Annotated in this window: 12 protein-coding genes; 8 read left to right on the forward strand and 4 right to left on the reverse strand. The window is 71.9% G+C overall.

From position 1 onward, the window contains the following. Positions 1–10: 10 nt before the first annotated feature. Positions 11–1,807 carry a RelA/SpoT family protein gene (locus Ari01nite_RS21265; protein ID WP_203783065.1) on the reverse strand — a complete coding sequence of 599 codons (1,797 nt, stop codon included), beginning with the start codon at positions 1,805–1,807 and terminating at the stop codon, positions 11–13. 108 nt (positions 1,808–1,915) lie between these two features. Beyond that, a complete protein-coding gene (locus tag Ari01nite_RS21270) occupies positions 1,916–3,715 on the reverse strand; it encodes a DEDD exonuclease domain-containing protein (protein ID WP_203783066.1) in 1,800 nt (599 codons plus the stop codon). 104 nt (positions 3,716–3,819) lie between these two features. Here Ari01nite_RS21270 and Ari01nite_RS21275 point away from each other — a divergent pair, with 104 nt between their 5' ends. From Ari01nite_RS21275 to Ari01nite_RS21305, 7 genes are all read left to right on the forward strand, one after another. Continuing rightward, positions 3,820–5,190, forward strand: coding sequence for an NYN domain-containing protein (locus Ari01nite_RS21275; protein ID WP_203783068.1), 1,371 nt, complete (start codon positions 3,820–3,822; stop codon positions 5,188–5,190). A 75-nt stretch (positions 5,191–5,265) separates the two neighbouring features. After that, on the forward strand, positions 5,266–5,487 hold the full coding sequence (locus Ari01nite_RS21280; RefSeq protein ID WP_203783070.1) for a hypothetical protein: 222 nt from the start codon (positions 5,266–5,268) through the stop codon (positions 5,485–5,487). Between the two features lie 19 nt (positions 5,488–5,506). Next, positions 5,507–6,763: a M48 family metallopeptidase gene (locus Ari01nite_RS21285; RefSeq protein WP_203783071.1), complete on the forward strand. Its 1,257-nt coding sequence runs from the start codon at positions 5,507–5,509 to the stop codon at positions 6,761–6,763. After that, positions 6,763–7,920, forward strand: coding sequence for a glycosyltransferase family 4 protein (locus Ari01nite_RS21290; RefSeq protein ID WP_203783072.1), 1,158 nt, complete (start codon positions 6,763–6,765; stop codon positions 7,918–7,920). The genes Ari01nite_RS21285 and Ari01nite_RS21290 overlap by 1 nt, the downstream gene beginning before the upstream one ends. A gap of 473 nt (positions 7,921–8,393) precedes the next feature. Next, positions 8,394–10,241 carry an ABC transporter ATP-binding protein gene (locus tag Ari01nite_RS21295; RefSeq protein WP_239162892.1) on the forward strand — a complete coding sequence of 616 codons (1,848 nt, stop codon included), beginning with the start codon at positions 8,394–8,396 and terminating at the stop codon, positions 10,239–10,241. 27 nt (positions 10,242–10,268) lie between these two features. Beyond that, positions 10,269–11,033: a TlpA family protein disulfide reductase gene (locus Ari01nite_RS49950; RefSeq protein ID WP_239162893.1), complete on the forward strand. Its 765-nt coding sequence runs from the start codon at positions 10,269–10,271 to the stop codon at positions 11,031–11,033. 61 nt (positions 11,034–11,094) lie between these two features. Then, complete coding sequence (locus Ari01nite_RS21305) at positions 11,095–11,508, forward strand: DUF4395 domain-containing protein (protein ID WP_203783073.1); 414 nt, start codon at positions 11,095–11,097, stop codon at positions 11,506–11,508. On the opposite strand, the gene Ari01nite_RS21310 is transcribed toward Ari01nite_RS21305, so the two are convergent. Next, positions 11,509–12,177: a response regulator transcription factor gene (locus tag Ari01nite_RS21310; RefSeq protein WP_020512124.1), complete on the reverse strand. Its 669-nt coding sequence runs from the start codon at positions 12,175–12,177 to the stop codon at positions 11,509–11,511. 7 nt (positions 12,178–12,184) lie between these two features. Further along, positions 12,185–13,882 carry a GAF domain-containing sensor histidine kinase gene (locus tag Ari01nite_RS21315; RefSeq protein ID WP_203783074.1) on the reverse strand — a complete coding sequence of 566 codons (1,698 nt, stop codon included), beginning with the start codon at positions 13,880–13,882 and terminating at the stop codon, positions 12,185–12,187. 81 nt (positions 13,883–13,963) lie between these two features. On the opposite strand from Ari01nite_RS21315, the gene Ari01nite_RS21320 reads away from it, so the two are divergent. Further along, positions 13,964–14,416, forward strand: a complete 453-nt coding sequence (locus Ari01nite_RS21320; RefSeq protein ID WP_203783075.1) for an SRPBCC family protein — start codon at positions 13,964–13,966, stop codon at positions 14,414–14,416. The last annotated feature ends 33 nt before the right edge of the window (positions 14,417–14,449 follow it).

Consider the following 14,449-nt stretch of genomic DNA (forward strand, 5'->3'; position numbering starts at 1 on the left):
AGCGGTGCCCCTAGTCGGGGTGGTCGACCAGGGCGATGAGCTGCTCGACGACCGCGTCCGGTTCGAGGTTGCGCTCGCAGACGGCGACCAGCATGGTCTCCAGGTCGGGGTAGCCCAGTTCCTCGGCGAGCCGGCGCAGCGGCACCTCGCTGGCCAGGCCGCGGTCGTGCTTGCGCAGGGTCAGGCCGATCGTGGCCCGGCCGAGTTTCACCTTGTCGGCGATGCTCATGCCGGGCTCGTTCTTGTCGTCGAAGTAGCGGTTGATCTGCAGTTGCGCCTGGCTGGACTTGACGAAGCCGAGCCACTCCTTGCGGGGGCCGCGGGGCGCGTTCGGCTCGACCTCGACGTGGCCGTCGGTCTCCGAGAAGATCTCGACCACGTCGCCGTCGCGCAGCGGCGAGCTGAGCGGGGCGAGCCGGCCGTTGATCGTCGCGGCCAGGCACTGGTCGCCCTGCTGCGGGCCCAGCTCGTAGGCCAGGTCGACCGGCGTGGATCCGCTGGGCAGCTCGAACGCCTGCCCGTGGGCGAAGACGGTGATCTGAGCCTCGGCCAGGTCGCACCGCAGCGACGCGAGGAACTGGGCCGCGTCGGTGGTGTCCTCCTGCCACTCCAGCACCCGCTTGAGCCAGGACAACTGGTCGGCGCCGGACGGGTCGGCGGTGTCGGCGACCTTGGGGTAGCGGTAGCTGGTGGCCACCCCGTACTCGGAGTAGCGGTGCATCGTCTCGGTGCGGATCAGCACTTCGACCAGGCGCCCGTCCGGGCCGGTCACGGTGGTGTGCAGCGAGCGGTAGAGGTTGTTTTTCGGCGAGGCGATGAAATCCTTGAACCGGCCGGCCACCGGGCGCCACTGGCCGTGGATGGCGCCGAGCGCCGCGTAACAGTCGGTGGGCGGGCCGTCGACCACGACGGCGATGCGGGGAAGGTCGAACGGGACCGGATGGCCGCCGGCCACGGTGTCCTTCCAGATCGAGTAGTAGTGCCGGGGCCGGGGGGTGACCTCGGCCGTCACTCGCTGGCGGCGCAGGGCTGATCGGGCCTTGCTGCTGACCTCGGCGAGGTATTCGTTCCAGCCGGGCCGGTTGCGGACGTGGTCGTCGATCCGCGCGTACGAGTCGGGCTCGAGGTGGAACAGCACCACGTCGTCCAGGTCGCGTTTGAGGGCCTGGATGCCGAGCCGGTCGCAGAGGGGCACCAGCACGTCGAGGGTCGCGGTGGCGATCCGGGCGCGGCTGGCGGGGGAGCGGGCATCGAGCGTACGCATGTTGTGCAGCCGGTCGGCGAGCTTGATCACCAGGACGCGTACGTCCTTGCCGGCCGCCACGATCATCTTGCGGATGGTCTCGGCCTCGGCCGCCTTGCCGTAGAACGCCTTGTCGAACTTGGTCACGCCGTCGACCAGGTGGGTCACCTCGGGTCCGAAGTCGCTGTGCAGCGCCTCGAGTGTGTAGCTGGTGTCCTCCACCGTGTCGTGCAGCAGGGCCGCGACCAGGGTGGTGGTGTCCATGCCCAGCTCGGCGCAGATCTGCGCGACCGCCAGGGGGTGCGTGATGTAGGGGTCGCCGGACTTGCGCATCTGCCCGCGGTGCATGTTTTCCGCGATGGCGTAGCCGCGGCGCAGGACGCCGGGGTCGGCCGAGGGGTGGATGCCGCGGTGCGTCTTGGTGAGACGCGAGACCGGGTCGTCGTCGTTGCCCGGAAAGCTCAGAAAGGACCGCAGTCGCTGGGAGAGCGTCAGGTCTGGTGCCGGTGAAGGGGTCGGGAGGGCACGTCCAAGGGCGGCGCCGTGGCCGGCGTCGACGTCCACTGGACACCCCCTCACCGCTCGGTCGCGCGGAGCCCGAGGGAAGCCGCGCGTGCCGCCTGGCAAATCGCCGTGAAGTCACCCGAACCGCGCCCGGAGAATTCACTTGCCTTACAGCCTAAGCGAGCGAGCGTCATCCGAACGGTCAGTTACCGATGAGCGAACGGCCGAGTCTTTGCCCGAAGCAGCGGCCTCAGCCCGGTTGAGCAGGGCAGTAAACCGCGCGGCGCCACGAACCGGTGACACCCAGTCGCCGGAGGTTTCCACCAAGCGGGTGTCGGCGCGTTCGAGCCACGCGAGGATGCGTTCGGTCTCCTCGGCCGAGGCGGCCGGCACCGGACCCGGTCCGGGTAGGACCGTCTCGGCGGTGAGGCGTACCGCATCCAATGTCGGCCGGGGATGCTCGCGCGGCGGCGAGGTGGCCGCGGCGGCGAGCCGGCCGTGCCGGACCACGACGATCTCCCACCCGCCGATGCCGTCCCGGCGGGCCGCCACCACCTCGGTGAGCCGGGTGATCGCGGCCAGCCGCTGCATGCGGACGGTGGCCCGGAGCAGCGCGATCAGCCGGGACCGGAGCACCGCGGCCTCCTCGTAGCGGCGGCGGTCGGAGAGCACGTCGATCCGGCCCATCAGGGCGCGGACCACCGGCTCGGGGTCGCCGTGGATCGCGGTGCGGACCGGGCGGGCAGCGGTGATCGCGTAGTCCTCCGGGGTGATCTTGTGTTCGCAGGGTGCCGGGCAGCGGCCCATCTCGGCCAGGGCGCAGGCCGGCGTCGGGGTGCGCACCGAGAGGGTGTGCCCGCACTGGCGCAGTGGGACCGCGTCGTAGACCCCCGCGGCGGCCAGCTCGGCGACCCGCCGCGAGGAGAACGGGCCCAGGTATGCCGCGTCGTCGTCGACCAGCCGGCGGACCACCGACAGGCGGGGGTAGGCCTCGGCGGTGAGCTTGAGCCAGACCACCCGATCGGGATATTTCGACCGGCGGTTGTACGGCGGGGAGTGGCTCGCGATCAGCCGCAGCTCGCGGACCTCGGCCTCCAGGGAGTGGGCACACTCCACCGCCTCGACCCGGGTGGCGGCGGCCAGCATCTCGGAGATCCGGGCGCGTTTCTCGCTGGCGGTGAAGTAGCTGCGGACCCGGGTGGCGATGTCTTTCGAGGTGCCGACGTAGAGCGCGCGGTCGTCGGCGGCGCGGAACACATAGACCCCCGGCGCGTGCGGCAGGCCGTCGGCCAGGTGGCGTTTGCGCCGCTGGGTGGGGGTGACCGCGCGGGCGAACTCGATCGCGTCGCCCAGCGTGTGCACCCGGAAGCTGCCCAGCCGCTCGATCAGCCCGTGCAGCACGTCGACCGTGGCCTTGGCGTCGTCGAGGGCGCGGTGGGTGGGCTGCACCGACGAGCGGAAGAACTGGGCGAGCGTGGCCAGCTTGCGGTTGGGCACCTCGTCGCGGGTCAGCGCCCGGCGGGCCAGCGCGGCCGTGTCGAGCACCCGGACCTGCGGCCAGGTGTAGCCGTGCCGGGCACAGGCGGCTTTCAGAAAACCGACGTCGTACGGGGCGTTGTGCGCCACCAGGACCGAGCCGCGCAGGAACTCGAGCAGGCTGGGCAGCACCGCCTCGATCGGCGGCGCGGGAGCCAGCATGGCGTCGGTGATGCCGGTCAGAACCGTGATGAACGCCGGAATCCGTTCGCCCGGGTTGACCAAAGTCGCGAAGACGCCCAGTTCGTCGCCGCCGCGGACCTTGACGGCGCCCACCTCGGTGACCCCGGCGCCGTCGGCAGCACCGCCGGTGGTTTCCAGGTCGAGGACCACGAAAGTGGTGTCGGCCAGCGACAACGCCGCCGGATCGACCGAGCCGTCGGCGGTCAGGAGCGTGTCCAGAGTGCCCTGGACATATGCAGGTTGTGCCACGGCGGGGAGATTAGAGAAGGGGTACGACAGAAACGGGCACCCGGCCGGAAAAGATCACTTGCTTCGACAAGCTTTTCCTCTGCCCACGGTGTGAGAATAGGTAGATGTCCGAGCCCGCGTTCGCCAGCGACCGCCCCGATGAGGAGGCGGCGGTCCAGGATGCGGAGTTCGTGCCGGAGCCGGTTCTGCCCGAACCGGTCCGGCAGCGGATCACGGCGCTGGCCGCGGCGGCCCTGCCCGGCCTGCCCGGCGACGAGATCCCGGTGGCACTGCGCCGGGTCGCCCGGTTCGCCCCCAACCGCCGGGCCCGGCTCGGCGGCCGCGAGATCGCCGCCCAGCTCGCCGCCGACCCGCTGTTCCGGCAGCGGATCAGCACCCGGGTGGTGGCCGACGCGGGTGATCTGGGCGCCGCGGTGGCCAGCGGGGTGGCACCGGCCGCGGCCGACCCGATCGAGGTGGCCGCCCTGGCCTACCTGGGCCGCCCCGAGGGCTGGCGGGAGCTGATCGAGGGCACCGGCGACGTGGTCCGGGCCGAGGCCGACAGCGCCGCCATCGCCGGCCAGATCCGGGACGCCGAGCATCGGGTCGCACGGGCCGAGCACGACCGGGCGGTGGCCAAGGTCGAGGCCGACAAGCTGCGCGACGAACTGGCCCGGGTCCGCGAGGAGCTCGGCCAGCTGCGCGAGGAGGCCCGGGCGACGGCCAAGGCGCTGCGCGAGTCGCAGGCCGCGCAAAAGCGCGCGAGCGACCTGCTGGCCACGGAAAAGGGACGCGCGTCGCGCATTGCGGCCGATCACGATGCCGAGGTACGCCGTCTCAAGACGCGCCTGGCCGAGGCGGAGGGGCTGGCCGCCACCGGCAAGCAGAGCGCCAAGGAGGCCCGGGCCGCCGACGACGCCCGGCTCTGGCTGCTCATCGAGACGATCGGGCAGGCCGCCTCCGGGCTGCGCCGCGAGCTCGCCCTCGGCCCGGCCGACAAGCTGCCGGCCGACTTCGTGGCGGACGCCGCGGCCGACCGGCCCGGCTCGCCGGAGCGGTCCCGGGCCCGCGCCCAGGACACCGACGACCCCGGCCGGCTCGACCAGCTGCTGGCCCTGCCCCGGGCGCACCTGATCGTCGACGGCTACAACGTGACCAAGCGCGGTTTCGCCGAGATGTCCCTCGAACAGCAGCGCAAACGCCTGATCACCGGGCTCGGCGGGATCGCGGCGCAGACCGGCGACGAGGTCACCGTGGTCTTCGACGGTGCCGAGCGGGTGCACGGGCTGCCGCCGACGCCGCGCGGCGTACGCGTGCTCTTCTCCCGCAAGGGCGACACCGCCGACGAGCTGATCCGGCAACTGGTCCGAGCCGAACCGGCCGGCCGGCCGATCGTGGTGATCTCCTCCGACCGCGAGGTGGCCGACGGGGTGCGCCGCCACGGTGCGTACCCGATGGGCGCCGACTCGCTTTTGCGCAGGCTGGCCCGCAGCTGACGAATTTTTGTCGTACCCCTCGCTTAGCGTGACGGTTACCGATGGTGGTCGTCTCCACCCGGGTGAGGAGGAGCAATGATCGTCGACTGCGGTCGCTGCGCCGGAGTGTCCGACGCGTGCCGGGGTTGCCTGGTCAGCGCATTGATGGACACGCCCGACGGCATCGCCGACCTGACGCCCGGCGAGCTGCGGGCGATCGAGACGTTCGAGCTGGCCGGCTTCGAGGTCGAACTGCTCGAGACACCGGATCCGCCGGTCGTGGTGCCGATGCTCCCGCGCCGCCGCGACGTGGCGTGACCCTCTCTAGGATGTCCGGATGACGCCACGAGCCTGGGCAATCGGCACCTTTGTGCTGCTGGTCGTGCTGCTCGTGGTGTTCGCGGCGGTCACCGTCCCGTGGCAGCGGCCACCCGCGCCGCGCACCGACCAGCTCGACGCCCTCGGCCTGCTGCCCCGCGAGCAGGTCGAGCGGGCCCGCGAGTTCCGCGGCGAGCTCCGGCCGGGTTCGTACGCCGGGATGGCCCTCGGCCTGCTGGTCGCCCTCGTGCTCGGCCTCACCCCGCTCGGGTCCTGGCTGGTCACCCAGGCCGGGCGCCCGTTCGGCGGCAACTGGGTGGCTCAGGCGCTGCTCGGCGGCCTGGCCGTGGTGCTGGTGGCCGACGTGGTGACGCTGCCGCTCGCCGCCTGGCGGCACACGATCATGGTCCGCTACGGCATCTCCACCCAGTCGTGGGGCGGCTGGACGGCCGACCTGCTGAAATCCTGGGCGGTCGGCGCGGTCATCGGCGGCCTGGCGCTGCTCGGCTTCTACACGATCACGCATTTCGCGCCGCGCTGGTGGTGGGCGCTGGGTGCGGTGGGTGCGGCCGGGCTCGTGGTGCTGCTCTCGTTCGTGCTGCCGGTGCTGGTCGAGCCGGTGTTCAACAAGTTCACCCCGATGGCCGACGGTCCGCTGCGCACCGAGCTGATCGAGCTGGCCGCCCGCGACGGGGTGCCGGTCCGCGACGTGCTGGTGGCCGACGCATCCCGGCGCACCCGGGCGGTGAATGCGTACGTGTCCGGCCTCGGCCCGACCCGCCGGATCGTCGTCTACGACACCATGCTGACCGAGGCCACCGGAGACGAGGTGGTGTCGGTGGTGGCGCACGAGCTGGGCCACGCAAAGGACAACGACGTGTTCACCGGCACCGTCCTGGGTGCGCTCGGCACGGCGACCGCGGTGATCGCTCTCTACCTGCTCGGCGCGTGGACCGGCCTGCTGAGCCGGGCCGGGGTCGACTCGATCGCCGATCCGCGGGCCATCGGTCTGATGCTGGCCGTGGTCACGGTGGCCGGGCTGATAGCCGGGCCGGCCCAGGCGTTCGTCTCCCGGCGCATCGAGGCCCGGGCCGACGAGCACGCGCTGCGGCTGACCGGCGACCCGGCCACGTTCGAGGCCATGCAGCGCCGCCTCGGCTCCGTCAACCTGTCCGATCCCGACCCGCCGGCCTGGGAGCACATCATCTTCGCCTCACACCCGTCCACGGTGGAACGGATGGCGGCGGCTCGCGCCTTCGCCCGGGGGGCCCGCTGATGGGACGCACGCTGCTCGTCACCAACGACTTCCCGCCCCGGCACGGCGGCATCCAGCAGTTCGTGCACAACCTGGCGGTCCGGCAGCCGGCCGGCTCGCTGGTGGTCTACGCCTCGACGTGGAAGGGCGCCGAGAAATTCGACGCCGAGCAGCCGTTCGAGGTGGTGCGCGAGCAGACCGGGGTGCTGCTGCCCACGCCCGCGGTGGCGCGACGGGCCGCCGCGCTGGCCCGCGAGCACGGCTGCGACAAGGTCTGGTTCGGCGCGGCCGCACCGCTCGGCCTGCTCGCCGACGGCCTGCGCCGGTCGGCCGGTGTCGAGCGCGCGGTCGCGATCACCCACGGCCACGAGATCGGCTGGGCCGCGCTGCCCGGCGCCCGCCAGTTGTTGCGCCGCATCGCCCGGGGCAACGACGTGGTGACATACCTCGGCGAATTCCAGCGCACCCGGCTCGACCGGGCGCTGGCCGGCCTCACCGACCTCGAGCGGCTGGCGCCCGGCGTCGACGTCGACGCGTTCCACCCCGGGGTCGACGGCAGCGAGGTCCGCAAACGCCACGGCCTGTCCGATCGCCCGGTGGTCGTGTGCGTCTCGCGGCTGGTCCCGCGCAAGGGCCAGGACATGCTGATCCGCGCCCTGCCGACGATCCGCCGCCGGGTGCCCGGCGCCGCGCTGCTGCTAGTCAGCGGCGGCCCGTACCGCCAAAAACTCGAACGGCTGGCCCGCGACCAGGGCGTCGAGTCCGATGTGGTGTTCACCGGTTCGGTGCCCTGGGCCGAGCTGCCCGAGCACTATGCGGCCGGCGACGTGTACGCGATGCCGTGCCGCACCCGAGCCGCCGGCCTGGACGTGGAGGGCCTCGGCATCGTCTACCTGGAGGCGTCCGCGGTCGGCCTGCCGGTGGTCGGCGGCGATTCCGGCGGAGCCCCCGACGCGGTCCGCGAGGGCGAAACCGGCTACGTGGTGGGCGGCCGCGACGTGCCCGCCCTGGCCGCCCGCCTCACCGACCTGCTGGCCGACCCCACCCGAGCCCGAGCGATGGGCGCAGCCGGCCGCGCCTGGGTGGAGCGCGAGTGGCGCTGGGAAAAGCAGGCGGCCCGCCTGCACGACATGCTCAACCCGCTAAACCCCCTCAACTCTCAAGGAGCCGAAACCTGATAGACGGACGTGCCCGAAAGGCGTAGGAAAGTCACAGAGCTTCCGGCCCGCTGCGTCGCGAGCCGCCCGAGCGTCAAGCGCGCCCACGCGCGGACGCGGAGCTCGCGCTGAGGGACCCCGAGACGGAGCCTCCGATGCCGGACGCCACCACCGACGCAGACCTCCCCGACCCACCCCCGCCGGCACCACCCGCCCCTGCCGCGCCCGACCCTCGCGCCGAGGCGCACCCGGCTGACGCGCGCACGCCGGTCACCTGCGCAGACGCCCGGACCCCGGGCGCCGGCGGCGCGGATGCGAGTGCGGTGGGCGGCCTTGCCGTGGGCGCTCGGCCGGCTGACGGCCGCGTCCTCGGTGCGGCCTCGCTCTCATCCGACTCCCTCTCCTCCGGGCGGCGGGCTGACGCGGCCGGGGGTGAGGCGGATCCGCGGGCGGACGTGCGGGAGGAGTTTGAGGCTCGGCTTGAGGATGGGGAGTTGGAGCTGCCCTACTGGCTCACCAGCACCGAGGAGGCGGCCAACACCAGCTTTGCGCGGATGTTGCAGCGGCTTCCTGCTCTGCTGCGGGAAGCGTGGCTGCTCGGGTGGCGGGCCGACAAGCGGACCACGGTGGCGGTCGTGATTCTGCAGCTGGCGGGGGGTGTGGCCAGTGCCGTGGGGCTGATCAGCGTGGTGGGGGTGTTCGACGGGTTGCTGCGGGACGGGCCAACGCCGGAACGGGTGCGGGCCGCCGTACCCTCTCTGCTTTTGGTCATTGGGGCCGCGGCCGTGCGTGGTGCACTCACCGCGGCTGCTGTGGCGGCGAACGGGCGGCTGTCGCCCAAGGTCTACCAGGCTGCCGAGATGCGCCTTTTGTCGCTTACCACGCGGGTTGACCTGGCCACCTTTGACTCGCCGGACTGGCGGGACGCCATGGAGCGGGCGCGGGACCGGGGGATTTCGGCGGCGCAGCAGCTGGTTGACCGGGCGATCGAGCTGGCCACGAACATGGTCGGGTTGATCGCGGCGGCGGGGGTGCTGGCGGTGCTGCATCCGGTGCTGTTGCCGCTGCTGGTGCTGTCGGTGATTCCGGTGGGGTGGGCGTCGATGCGGTCGGCGCGGCTGGGATACCGGCGGATGCTGCGGCTCATCGCGGTGTGGCGGCGGCAGCGGATGCTGGCCGAACTGCTGGCCGCGCGGGAGCCGGCGCCGGAGCTGCGGGCGTTCACCCTGCGGTCGTTTCTGCTCGACGAGGTCCGGCGGCTGCTGCGGATTTCCACGAACGAGGAGATCCGGGTCTCCAACCGCCAGGTGCGCACCAACCTGATCGGCACGGCGCTGAGCGCGGCCGCGACCGGGGTCACGTACGCGGTCCTGCTCTGGCTGCTCTGGACGGGACGGATGGAACTGGCCGCCGGCGGCGCCGCGGCGTACGCGATCAATGTTGGTATTGGGAAGTTGCGGGAGATTGCGTTCACCGTCAACCGCGTGTTCGAGCAGGGGCTGTACTTCGCGGACTTCCAGGGCTTCTGTGACCTGTCGCAGCGGCGGGCCGAACCGACGCCGGGTGGAGTGGCGCCGCCGGCCTTCCGGGAGATCCGGCTGGAGGGGGTGACGTTCAGCTATCCGGACGCGGACCGGCCGGCCGTGCGGGACGTGAGCCTCACGCTGCGCCGCGGCGAGGTGGTCGCGCTCGTCGGGGAGAACGGATCCGGCAAATCGACCCTGGCGGCACTGCTCGCGGGGCTGTACCGGCCGCAGGAGGGCACCGTGACCTGGGACGGGCAGGACGCGAACGGCCTCGACCCGGACACCCTGCGCGAGCGGGTTGCGGTGGTCATGCAGGAGCCCACCCGGTGGCCGCTGTCGGCGCGCCTGAACATCACGATCGGCCGGTACGAGCGGCTGGCGCACACCTCGGAGGTGCACGCGGCGGCGCGGGCGGGTGACGCGCACGAGTTCGTGATGGAGCTGACCAGGCAGTACGAGACGCTGCTGTCCCGGCACTTCACCGACGGCGCCGACCTGTCCGGCGGCCAGTGGCAGCGGCTCGCGGTGAGCCGGGCCTTCTACCGCGACGCCCCGTTGCTGATCTGCGACGAGCCGACCGCGAACCTGGACGCCCGCGCCGAACACAGCGTCTACCAGCGGCTCCGCGAGTTGGCGGCCGGCCGCACGGTCGTGCTGATCACGCACCGGATGGCGAGCGTCCGCGAGGCCGACCGGATCTACGTGCTCGACCACGGCGCAATCGTCGAGCAGGGCGATCACGAGGAACTGATGGCGGCCGGCGGCATCTACTCGCAGCTGTTCACGCTGCAGGCGAGCGCGTATCAGTCGGCCTGAGCAACCGGCGCGTGCCAGAGTTGATCCATGGACTGGGTGGGCGTGCTCATGGTGGTGGTCGTGCTGATCATGGGCGTCATGGCGGGCCTGCTGCGCCGCCGCATGGACGGCAAGTTCCGCGACGTCGCGGAGGCCAAGAATCAGCTCGCGCAGTTCGTGGAAAATCGCGATAAATCGCCCGAGGCGGCCGCGACGGCCGCGAATGCGGCCTCGAACGCGGCGGCGGCTGCGGTTCCGGCGCCGGCTGGGAGGCCGGCCAAGCCGAGAGCATTGCACCTGGTACGCGACGACGAGGCGGCCCCGAGCAGCGGGCGCGAGGGGGCGGCGGGCAGCGGGCGCGAGGGGGCGGCGGGCAGCGGGCGTGACGGGGCGGAAGGCAGTGGGCGTGACGGGGCGGAAGGCAGTGGGGTCATCCCGGATGCGACGGAGGAGCCGGGGGTCGTCGAGTCACCTGCCGCCGGCGACGACCGGCTGGATCCCGGGCTGCTGGAGCGCCTCGGTGTCCGGCCCGCGCAGGCCACGATTCTCCAGTTCTCGACGGCCTTCTGTGCTCCCTGCCGGGCCGTCCGCCGGATCAGCACCGAGGTCGCCGACCTCCTGCCGAGTGTGCAGCACGTCGAGGTCGACGCCGAGAGCCACCTCGACGAGGTGCGGGCGCTGAACATCTGGCGTACCCCGACCCTGCTCCTGCTCGACGCCGACGGCCGGGTGAGCAAGCGGGCCACCGGCGTACCCAGCAAGCCGCAACTGATCGCCGCGCTCGCCGACATCCTGCCGGCCGCCGATTCTTGACCGCGGCGCTCGTGATGCCTCTCACCTCGGCAAGCGCGCCGCGCGGTGCGACCCTTCACGGATGGAACTCGATCCCCGCGGGCAGCGCTTCGCCGCGGCGCTGACCAGCGTCGTTCTCATCGTGGTGCTGATTACCGGCTCGGGGTGGCTGGCGCTGGCGCAGACCGTGATCTTCGCGGTCGCGGCCGTCGATCCGCGGCGCAGCCCGTACGCGTACCTCTATCGCCTTCTGGTCCTGCCGCGCCTGGGACCGCCATCGGAACGGGAGCCCGTGGCCCCCGTCCGTTTCGCCCAGTCTGTCGGTTTCACGTTTCTGTTGCTGGCCGCGTTCGGGTATCTCACCGGGCTGACCGCGCTGGGGCTGATCTTCGCCGCCTTCGCATTGCTCGCGGCGTTCCTCAACGCGGCGTTCGGCCTCTGCCTGGGGTGTGAGGCCTACCTGGCGATCCGGCGGCTGACCGCGCGGACCACTTAGTCAGAACTTCGGGGCATCCGGCGCTTCGAGCAGGCCCAGCCGGAGCGCCGTCATCAGCGCCTGCGCCCGGTTGGCCGCGCCCAGCTTCTCGTACAGCTTCGAGATGTGGGTCTTGGCCGTGGACTCCGACACGAACAGCTGCTTGGCGATGCCGGCCACGCTCATGCCGTCGGCCAGCAGTCGCAGCACCTGGCCCTCGCGCGGCGAGAGCTGCGGGCCGGACGGGGCGAGCCGGCGCTTCATGGCCTCGGCCAGATCTGCCGCGGTGAAGGCGCTGGGCGCCGACGCCGCGTGCCGGGCGGCCGCGACCACCTCGTCGGCGGGTGCGGTCTTGGGCACGAACGCGCTGGCACCGGCCTCGAGCGCACCGAAGAGCTGGTCGTCGCCCGCGTACATGGTCAGCACGACGATGCCCATGTTGGCGTTGTTCTTACGCAGGGCCTTGGTGGCCTCCAGGCCGCTGCCGTCGGGCAGCCGGAGGTCCATGATCACGACGTCCGGCTGCAGGGCACCGGCCTGACGGACCGCCTCGGCGGCCGTTGCCGCCTCGCCGACCACCTCGAACTGCCGGTCGCGCTCGAATGCGTGTCGCAGCCCCTTACGAATCAGGTCGTGATCGTCGACAAGGAGGACCTTGGTGCGCGTGGTAGGCGCAGGACTGGTCGACATGCTCGGGTTACTCCCCTTCTGGAGCGGAAACGCTATCCCGCACGCTATCGCGCTTGGCGGAAGAACCGAGCACTACGGCCACGGTTGTCCCGCTGGGGTGTCGCGGCGTGATCTTGAGTCGGCCCCGGATCCGTTCCGCTCGCTCGGCCATGATGGTGAGACCGTACCGACCGTCCGGGCGGTCGTCGGCAAAACCCTTACCGTCGTCGGAGACTTCGATCTCCGCGTACGGGGGGTCGACAGTGCAGGTGACCCACAGGTTAGAGGCACCCGCGTGCTTGCGCGCGTTGGTGATCGCCTCTTGGGCGATGCGCAACAACTCGGCCTCCGTCGCGGCGGGTAGCCGCGCCGTCGACTCGTCGAACGTGAAGTGCACGCGCAGGCCGGCCGAAGTGCCCAGAGTCCGCGCGTATTCGGCGATCGCCGCCGCCAGGCCGCCATTGCGGTCCACCTCGGAACGCAGCTCGAACAGGCTCAGCCGCAGCTCGGTGATCACCCGCGTCACCTCGTTGCGCAGGGTGCGCAATTCCTCGGCCGTCTCCTCGGTGCCCTCGGGCAGGGTGGCCAGCGCGTTGTCGATCCCGTAGCCGACCATGACGAGTTCCTGCGCGACGCCGTCGTGGATCTCGCGGGCCAGCCGCTGACGCTCCTCATTGGTGGCCAGCGAGCGCACGTCGTCGAAGAGCAGGGCGGCCTCCAGCCGCAGCGCGGCCGGCTCGGTCACGCCGGTCACGTCGAAGACCACGCCCGAGGGGTACGCGCTGGAGACGTCCGCCTCGAGGATGACCAGCCCGATCGTGCGCACGCCGGCGACCAGCGGCACGACCAGCGAGGACACGTCGCCGCCGCGGTGCGAGCGGGCCTGCGAGCGGCTCGCCACCTGCGGCTGCTGGGTGGTCCAGGCCTCGGCCACCGCCGATTCCGAGTCGAGAGTCGTCTCCCAGTCGACCCGGTCGGCGCCGGTCTGGGCCAGCACCACCAGCCGGCCGCCACCGCTGGTCGACAGCACCGCGGCGCGGTCGCCGGGCGCCACCATGCGCAGTTCCTCGAGCAGGTGCTCGGAGATGCCACCCGGGTCGAGGGTGGCGCCGGGCAGCGAACGGGCCACGCTGCGCAGCTGGGTGAGCAGGCGGGTGGCCTCGGCGTACGGCTGCGGGGTGGGTTCGGCGGGCTGCATGAACTGGCGCATGGCGTCGGCCGCGAACGTGACGATTGCGCCGAGCACCAGCCACTGCCCGCTGGCGGCCAGGAAGCCGGGCTGGGTGATCGGGCTGGGGCTGGCGCCGCCGATCAGCGTGCCGCCGGCCACCAGTGCCACGGCCGCGACGCCGAGCAGCGCGGCGCCCTCGGTCGGCTTGCGGCGCAGGGCGGCGGTGAGCAGCGGGACCGCCAGATAGGGCAGGACGGCCTCGGCGCCGAACCCGGGCGCGCTCACGGTGCCGCTGCGGTCGGCCGCCAGCGCGATCGAGCCGGCCGCCAGCCCGGTGACCGCGACCTCGGCGAACCGGCCCAGCGGCCCGAACAGCCGGTGGTCGGGCGCGATGAACGCGGGCAGCGCGGCGACCAGCAGCAGGGCGATCCAGCGCAGCTGACCGGGTTCCTTGGTGAGGATCAGAGTGAGTGCCGCGACCAGCGCCAGCATGATGATGCGCGCCGTCACCGCAAGCGGTTGGACGCGCGAGGAGACCCTGATCAGCACCGGCACCTGACGGATGGTAGTCCTCCGAGTCCGTGGCGCCACGGCCCGGTCGTCTGGATTGTCGTAGCCACGCGGTAGCCTCCGTGCATGGCGGATACCTCGACGCAGTCGATCCAGGTCCATGCGCCCGTCGACCGCGTGGCCGCGGTGATCTGCGACTTCCCGCGCTATCCCGAGTGGGTCGACGCGTGCAAACAGGTAGAGGTCCTGCAGGAATACGAGGACGGCTACGCGGCCCAGGTCCGGTTCGTGATCGACGCCGGCGTGATGGCCGACGATTACACCCTTGAGTACGCGTACGCCGACGATCTCTCCCGGATCGAGTGGCACCTGGTCGAGCCGTCCAAGACGCAGAAATCGCAGCAGGGCTCCTACGACCTCGAGTCCGCCGGCGACGGCACCACCACGGTTACTTACTCGCTGGAGGTGGAACTCTCCATCGGCATGCTGGGGATGTTCCGCCGCAAAGCCGAAAAACTGATCATGGACACGGCGCTCAAGCAGCTCAAGCGCCGCGTCGAGAGCCTGCCAGCGAGCTGAGAGCGGAGAGCGGGGACATGCCCGGGTCAGCGC

Origin of the sequence: Paractinoplanes rishiriensis (assembly GCF_016862375.1) — a bacterium.
Classification (GTDB): domain Bacteria; phylum Actinomycetota; class Actinomycetes; order Mycobacteriales; family Micromonosporaceae; genus Actinoplanes; species Actinoplanes rishiriensis.

Excerpts from the sequence above, each read along its gene's own strand:
- Ari01nite_RS21310 (WP_020512124.1), bottom strand. The coding sequence starts at position 12,177 with ATGTCGACCAGTCCTGCGCCTACCACGCGCACCAAGGTCCTCCTTGTC.
- Ari01nite_RS21275 (WP_203783068.1), top strand. The coding sequence starts at position 3,820 with ATGTCCGAGCCCGCGTTCGCCAGCGACCGCCCCGATGAGGAGGCGGCG.
- Ari01nite_RS21290 (WP_203783072.1), top strand. The coding sequence starts at position 6,763 with ATGGGACGCACGCTGCTCGTCACCAACGACTTCCCGCCCCGGCACGGC.
- Ari01nite_RS21320 (WP_203783075.1), top strand. The coding sequence starts at position 13,964 with ATGGCGGATACCTCGACGCAGTCGATCCAGGTCCATGCGCCCGTCGAC.
- Ari01nite_RS49950 (WP_239162893.1), top strand. The coding sequence starts at position 10,269 with ATGGACTGGGTGGGCGTGCTCATGGTGGTGGTCGTGCTGATCATGGGC.
- Ari01nite_RS21280 (WP_203783070.1), top strand. The coding sequence starts at position 5,266 with ATGATCGTCGACTGCGGTCGCTGCGCCGGAGTGTCCGACGCGTGCCGG.
- Ari01nite_RS21305 (WP_203783073.1), top strand. The coding sequence starts at position 11,095 with ATGGAACTCGATCCCCGCGGGCAGCGCTTCGCCGCGGCGCTGACCAGC.
- Ari01nite_RS21285 (WP_203783071.1), top strand. The coding sequence starts at position 5,507 with ATGACGCCACGAGCCTGGGCAATCGGCACCTTTGTGCTGCTGGTCGTG.